Source organism: Micromonospora yongxingensis (genome assembly GCF_052601155.1).
In genome coordinates this window covers 23,688-30,116 of the sequence record NZ_JBQXEO010000042.1, presented here as the reverse complement: position 1 = coordinate 30,116, position 6,429 = coordinate 23,688, and the positions used below count along the sequence as shown (strand labels likewise).

Below are 6,429 nucleotides of genomic sequence, written 5' to 3'. Positions count from 1 at the left end.
CACCAGCGGGACGCGCTCGGCGCGACCCTCGACCAGGTCGTCGCCTGGAGCACCGCGCTCGCGCCGCTGCGCCAGCGCTGACCGTTCACACCGGAGCCGGCCGCGGGATTCCTCCCCGCGGCCGGCTCAGCTCGTTGCGAGGTGGAGAGTGGTGCCGTCGGCGACGGCGCGGAGCTTGTCCGGGTTGGCGACGTTGCGGATCGTGGTGATGCGGCCGCCGGCGTCGATGTCGAAGGTGACGGTGGCGATCACGCGGCCCGCGCCGCTGAACACCAGGCCCGGCCCACCGTTGATCTCGACGAGGCCGGCACGCATGTCGCCGGGCGGGACGCCCTGGTAGGTGACGGTGCCGATCGCCGCGAACCAGGCGGCGACGGTCTCCGCGCCCACGACGGGACGCAGGGCCTGGCGGACCTTGCCGCCGCCGTCGGTCCACAACGTGACGTCGGGGGACAGCAACTCCATCAGGGCGTTGATGTCACCGCCGGTCGCGGCGGCGAGGAACCGTTCGGTGACGCCGCGCTGCTGCGACCGGTCGGCCGGGAAGCGTGGCCGCCGGGCGCGCACGTGCTCCCGAGCACGGTGCGCGGCCTGGCGCACGGCGGCCTCGGAGCGTTCCACCGCCGCCGCGATCTCGGCATGGCTGAAGCCGAAGACCTCCCTCAGGACGAACACCGCGCGCTCGAGCGGGCTGAGCGTCTCCAACACCACCAGCATCGCCATCGACACCGACTCGGCGTCGGTGACGGCGTCCGCGGTGTCGCCGTCGGTCAGGACCGGCTCGGGAAGCCACGGCCCCACATAGGTCTCGCGTTGGTGCTGGCTGGAGCGCAGACGCTGTAGCGCGAGATTCGCCACGATGCGCGCCAGGTAGGCCCTGGGGTCGGCCACCTGGGAGCGGTCGGCCCCGGACCACCTGATCCACGCGTCCTGGACGGCGTCCTCCGCGTCGGCCGCCGAGCCGAGGATGCGGTAGGCTACCGAGAACAGCAGGTTGCGGTGGCGCTGGAAGACGTCCTGGTCGGCGTCCGACCGCGGGCCGGTCACCGCGCGTCGCGGAGCCGGGTGAAGCGGCCACCGTGCGGCCAGAACGCGCCGGAGGCGGGCATCGTCCGCATGCGGCGGTAGGTCGGCCAGGGAGACGCGCTCACCGTCTCCTTGTACCAGACCGCCGCGCGGCCGGTCAGACACACTCGGCGCGGGCTGTCGTCGGGGTGGGTGAACTGCACGACCGCATCGTTGCGACCCAGGCTCACCGGCGTGTGGTAGTAGCCGAAGCGGAACGCCCTGGGCTCCCTGCCGTGCAGGGAGCGGACGATCGACACCGCCGCGTGCACCCCGGTCGGCATGCCGCTCTGGCAGGTGCCGTGCAGGACGCCGTAGGCCTGGCGGATCGCCGCCGCGTCGCCGATCGCGTACACGTCGGGGTGCGACACCGATCGCAGGGTGGCGTCGGTGACGACACGACCGCGTTGGTCGACGGTCAGGCCCGCGGCGGCCGCCAGCGGTGAGACCCGCGTACCACCCGTCCACAGGACGACGTCGGCCGCGACCGTCGCCCCGCCCGCCAGCTCGACCGAGTCGGGCAGCACCTTGGTCACCACCGTCCCGCCGCGCACCTGGACACCGAGTCGATCGAGTGCGGCCCGCAGATACGCCCGAGCCCTGGGGTTCATGGTGGCGCCCGGCTCCTCCCGGCCGGCCAGGACGACGGTCAGGTGCGGGTACCGCTCGGCGATCTCCGCGGCCGACTCGACACCGGTCAGCCCACTGCCGACGACCACCACCGTGCCGTCGGCGAGCCGCGCCAGCCGGTCGGCCAGCACCGCCGCGTCCTGGGCGCTGTCCAGCGTGTACGCGTGGTCGTCGACGCCGGGCACCAGCGACGTGTCGGCCACGCTGCCCAACCCGTACACCAGCGTGTCGTAGTGCAGCGTCCGGCTGTCGTCGATCCGGACGGTCCCCGCCTGCGCGTCCACCGCCGTGACCCAGCCTCGGACGAACGAGGCTCCGGTGTCCGCCAGGACCGCCGGGATGTCCATCTCGGCGAGCCGCTGCCCGGTCGCCGTCATGTGCAGCCGCAGCCGCTCGGTGAACCGCTCCTGCGCGTTCACCACCGTCACCCGGACGTCCCCGCGTCGCCTGGTACGCGCCGCGAGCTGGATGGCCGCGGCCATGCCCGCGTAGCCGGCGCCCAGAACCAGGACGCGGTGCGTGGTGGCGGTGCCGGGTGGGTGTGCTGTGCTCATCGTGGTGCCTCTCCGTGTGGGTGGACGACCACGAGATGCGCGGGCCCTCGCCGTCCGTGACACGGGGTCGGTGTGACGCCCGGCACAGCCGACACGGAGCGGGTCGGCCCACTACCCTCGGCACCATGAGCCGACCTGTCGGCGACGTCCGGCCACCGCTGTGGCGGGATCGCACCTTCGGCACCTACTGGGTCGCGCAGTCGCTCTCCGCCGCGGGCGACTCGTTCGCCTACCTGGCCGTGCCGCTGCTGGTGCTCCAGGCGACCGGGTCGGTGGCCCAGATGGGCCTGCTCACCGCCGTGGCGGGTGCCGCGTCCGTCGCCGCCGGGATCTTCGGCGGGGTGCTGGTCGACCGGTACGACCGGCGCACCCTGATGATCGTGGCGGATCTGGCCCGGTTGGTCCTCTACGGCCTCGTGCCGCTGGCCTGGCTGGCCGGCCCGCAGGTCTGGTTGCTCTTCGTCGTCCTGCCGATCTGCGAGGCGGCGGGAATGGTGTTCCAGGTCGCCGCGGTGACCGCCGTTCGCAACCTGGTCGACCGGGACCGGATCACCGAGGCCAACGGCCGGTTGCAGGCGACCTTCGCGGCGGCGGCCGTGGTCGGGCCGCTGCTCGCCGGCGTGGTGTCGGCCCGGTTCGGCCCGGCGACGGCGATCGCCGTCAACGCGGCGAGCTTCGCGCTGTCCGCGGCCGGCCTGCGGCTGATCCGACTGCGACCCGTCCGGGCCGACGACGCCGCCCCGGTGGCCCGGCAGCGGCCGCTGGCCGAGTTCCTGGCCGGGGCGCGGTTCCTGTGGCGCCAGCCCGTGCTCCGCGCGCTGACCGTCCTGCTGTCGGTCTTCATCTTCCTGACCTACGGCTTCACGGACGTGCTGATCTACCACGTCACGCACGACCTCGGTGGGTCCGAGGGCACCGTCGGTACGGTGCTGGGCCTGGCGGCGGTCGGCACGGTCGCCGGGGCACTGCTGGTGGCCCCCCTGCGCCGTCGGCGCGGTTTCGGCGTCACGTGGATCGGCGCACACGCGGTCTGCGGTCTGGCCGTGGCGGGCGTCGGCCTCGCGACGACCGTGCCGGCGGTCACCGCGCTGACCGCGGTGTACCTGTGCTGCCTGAGCGTGGGCGGCATCTGCTCGATGTCGCTGCGCCAGGAGATCACGCCCGACCATCTGCTCGGCCGGGTCACCTCGGCGTTCTGGAGCACCCACTACGCCCTCGGGCCGGCCGGCGCAGTGCTGCTGACCTGGGCCGCCGCTCGGTACGGCGTCGCGGCGGTCACCGTCGTGGCGGGGGCCGGGTGTCTGCTGGTCGCGGTCGGCGGGCTGTTCACCCCGATCCGCCGAGCCGGTGCGGAGCCGGCCCTCGGGCCGCCGGGACTTCAATCGGCCCCGGTCGGCGGCACCGTCAGTGGTTGAGACGCTTTGGAGCTGATGTCGTAAACGAATCGGCTGAGCCCTCGTGCCTGAATCGTTCACGACATCAGCTCCAGAGGCGCTCAGTGCCACCACGGCCCCCGGGCGGGCGGGTCAGCCGGGTCAGAATTCCTGGTACATGACGTGCAGGCCGACCCGGCCGAGGGTGGGATGGCGGAACGCGCCCGGCACCGTGCCGACCACCTCGAAGCCCTCCCGGCGGTACAGCTCCACAGCCGACCGGTTGCACTCCACCACGGCGTTAAACTGCATGCCGGCGTACCCCTGTTGGCGCGCCCAGGCCAGCGCGTCGCGGCACAGCGCGGTGCCCACGCCGCGGCCCCGGGCGTCCGCGGCGACCATGAAGCTCGCCGTGGACACGTGCGCGCCCGGCCCCGGACGGTTGGTGCCCATCTTCGCGGTGCCGAGCACCCGCTCGCCGTCCACCGCGACGACGGTCCGCCCCGGCGCCGCCTCCGCCCACATGCCGTACGACTGCTCGGCGGTCATCGCGGGGTCGTAGGGAAACGTCTCCTGTGCCCGGATCACCTCCTCGATGATCGGCCACACCTGCGACCAGTCCTGGTCGACGAACGTCCGAATCTGCACCGGGGCAGGTTACGGGCGGTGACGTGGGCCGACAACAGGGTTTCTGCCCGACCCGGCGCGGCGTTCAGTCCGCATCGAGCGCCGCGATCTCCGCGGCCAGCAGCGCCGCGAGCCGGTCGTGCCGATGCGGGTGGCTGTCAACGGTCATCCCGCGGCTGGGCATCTCCACCGTCATCAGCAGGTACAGGTGCAGCCGGTAGAGGCCCAGCCGGCGGCGCGCCGAGGCGTCCAGCACCAGTGGCTCGGCGGCGGCGGCGCGGTAGCCGCGCAGCAGCGGATGCTCCGGGTCGTCCTCGATCCGCCGGTACAGCAGCGGCGAGACCAGGTCCAGCAGCGGATCGCCGTGCAGGAACCGTTCGCCGTCCACCAGTCCGCTGAGCCGCGGCAGGCCGTCCGGGTCGGGTGCGGTCAACACGTTGCCGTCCCAGCAGTCGAAGTGCAGCAGGGCCGGCCGGCGTACCTCGTCCAGCACGCCGGCGTGCCGCCCGACCAGGGCGCGCAACCGGTCCGGGGCGACCGGCAGCCGGACGGCCCAGTCGGTGGCATCGTCGAGCAGCGCGTCGAGCATCGCGGTGAACGCCCCCCGCCAGGTCGACCCGCCGGCCCGGTCGCCGTCGTAACCGAACCGGTCGCCGGTGATCCGGTGCAGCGCGGCGAGAGCCGCCCCGAGGTCGTACCGCGCCGGACCGTCGTCGACCGACGCGCCGGCCTCGGCCAGCTCGCGCAGCGACCGGCCGGGCAGCATCCCGGTGACCAGCCACTCGCCGTACGCGGGATCGGTGCCGTGGTGCAGCACCGGGGGAACGGGCACCTGCGGCGCCCGCTCGGCGACCAGCCGGAAGTACCGCGCCTCGGCCGCGCACAGGCCGCGTTCGTACCGCAGCAACCGCGTCCCGGACGGCGGGGCGAGCTTCACCACCACCCGGCGGTCGTCGTCCAGCAGCACCCACCAGACCGTGGCGTACCCGCCGCCGGTGAGCGGGCCGCAGTCCCGGACCAGTGCCTGCGGCCCGAACGACGCGCGGACCAGGTGGGCCACGTCGTCCGTCGTGAGGGGACGCTGGGTGGGGCTGACCACGGTCACGGCGCGGCGTCACCTCGCCGCGACCGTGGCGCCGCGCCTGCCGTGTCCCGCTGCGGGTGTGGGGCGGGGCCGGCGGTGTCCCGGCGGACCAGCTCGGCGGGGAGCACCTCGACCCGGGGCGCCGGCGCCCCGGCGCCGAGCACCAGGGACATCGCACGGACTCCCATGTCGACCAGCGGCAGGCGCACCGTGGTCAACGCCGGGGTCACGTCCCGGGCGATCGGCATGTCGTCGAAGCCGACCACCGAGATCCGCTGCGGCACGGGCAGCGAACGGGCCCGCAGGGTGGCGAGCGCGCCGATGGCCATCGAGTCGTTGAGCGCCACGATCGCGGTCAGCTCGGGGTCGGCGTCCAGCAGCCGGGCGGTGGCCTCGGCGCCGCCGTCGCGGTCGAACTCGGCGTACCGGATCCGCTGTTCGGGCAGGTCGAGGCCCTGCTCGGTGAGGGCCTGCCGGAGCCCGGCCAGCCGGTCGGTGGTGGTGGTGAGGATGCGCGGGCCGGCCACCACGCCGATGGCCCGGTGCCCCAGCTCGCCCAGCTCCCGCCCGGCGAGGTAGCCGCCGGCCCGGTTGTCGGGCATCACCGCGTCGCCGGAGTGCTCGTGGCGGCCGATCACCACGACCCGCCCACCGGTCGCCTCGTACGCGGCGAGCTTCTCGTTGAGCTGCCGGGTGAACGCCGCGTCGTGGTAGCCCGAGCCGGCCAGGATCAGCGCGGCCACCTGGTGGCCCCGCAGCAGCTCCACGTACTCCAACTCGCGGTCCGGGTCCCGGTAGCTGTTGCAGATCATCAGCAGCCGGCCCTGGTCGGTGGCGACCCGCTGCAACCCTCGCGTGATCTCGGCGAAGTACGGGTCGGAGACGTCGTGCACGATCACGCCGACCGCGCTGCGGTGCGAGCGGGCCAGCAGTTGGGCGTGGGCGTTCGGCACGTACTGCAACTCGGCGACGGCGGCGAGCACCCGCTCGCGCAGCTCGTCGGTGACCGGCTTGCTGCTGCCGTTGATCACGCGGGAGGCGGTCGCGGGCGAGACGCCCGCCCGCCGGGCCACGTCGGACAGGGTCGCCATGGCCC

6 protein-coding genes are annotated in these 6,429 nt (G+C 73.9%); 1 reads left to right on the top strand and 5 read right to left on the bottom strand.

The genetic code is table 11. From position 1 onward, the window contains the following. Positions 1–126 precede the first annotated feature (126 nt). Positions 127–1,047 (bottom strand): RNA polymerase sigma-70 factor, encoded by a 921-nt coding sequence (locus tag ACTWLT_RS30830; protein ID WP_445321379.1) that lies wholly within the window; start codon positions 1,045–1,047, stop codon positions 127–129. Continuing rightward, the gene (locus tag ACTWLT_RS30825; RefSeq protein WP_445321378.1) at positions 1,044–2,249 is read right to left on the bottom strand and encodes an NAD(P)/FAD-dependent oxidoreductase; all 1,206 of its coding nucleotides are present in this window, start codon (positions 2,247–2,249) and stop codon (positions 1,044–1,046) included. Before ACTWLT_RS30825 ends, ACTWLT_RS30830 begins: the two co-directional genes overlap by 4 nt. Positions 2,250–2,374: 125 nt before the next feature. Here ACTWLT_RS30825 and ACTWLT_RS30820 point away from each other — a divergent pair, with 125 nt between their 5' ends. Continuing rightward, on the top strand, positions 2,375–3,664 hold the full coding sequence (locus ACTWLT_RS30820) for an MFS transporter (protein ID WP_445321377.1): 1,290 nt from the start codon (positions 2,375–2,377) through the stop codon (positions 3,662–3,664). Positions 3,665–3,784: 120 nt separating this feature from the next. Here ACTWLT_RS30820 and ACTWLT_RS30815 read toward each other — a convergent pair whose 3' ends face one another. The 3 genes from ACTWLT_RS30815 to ACTWLT_RS30805 form a co-directional block, all read right to left on the bottom strand. Next, positions 3,785–4,270: a GNAT family N-acetyltransferase gene (locus ACTWLT_RS30815; protein ID WP_445321376.1), complete on the bottom strand. Its 486-nt coding sequence runs from the start codon at positions 4,268–4,270 to the stop codon at positions 3,785–3,787. A 64-nt stretch (positions 4,271–4,334) separates the two neighbouring features. Continuing rightward, a complete protein-coding gene (locus tag ACTWLT_RS30810; RefSeq protein ID WP_445321375.1) occupies positions 4,335–5,354 on the bottom strand; it encodes a phosphotransferase family protein in 1,020 nt (339 codons plus the stop codon). Continuing rightward, positions 5,351–6,424, bottom strand: a complete 1,074-nt coding sequence (locus tag ACTWLT_RS30805) for a LacI family DNA-binding transcriptional regulator (protein ID WP_445321374.1) — start codon at positions 6,422–6,424, stop codon at positions 5,351–5,353. Before ACTWLT_RS30805 ends, ACTWLT_RS30810 begins: the two co-directional genes overlap by 4 nt. Positions 6,425–6,429: the final 5 nt, after the last annotated feature.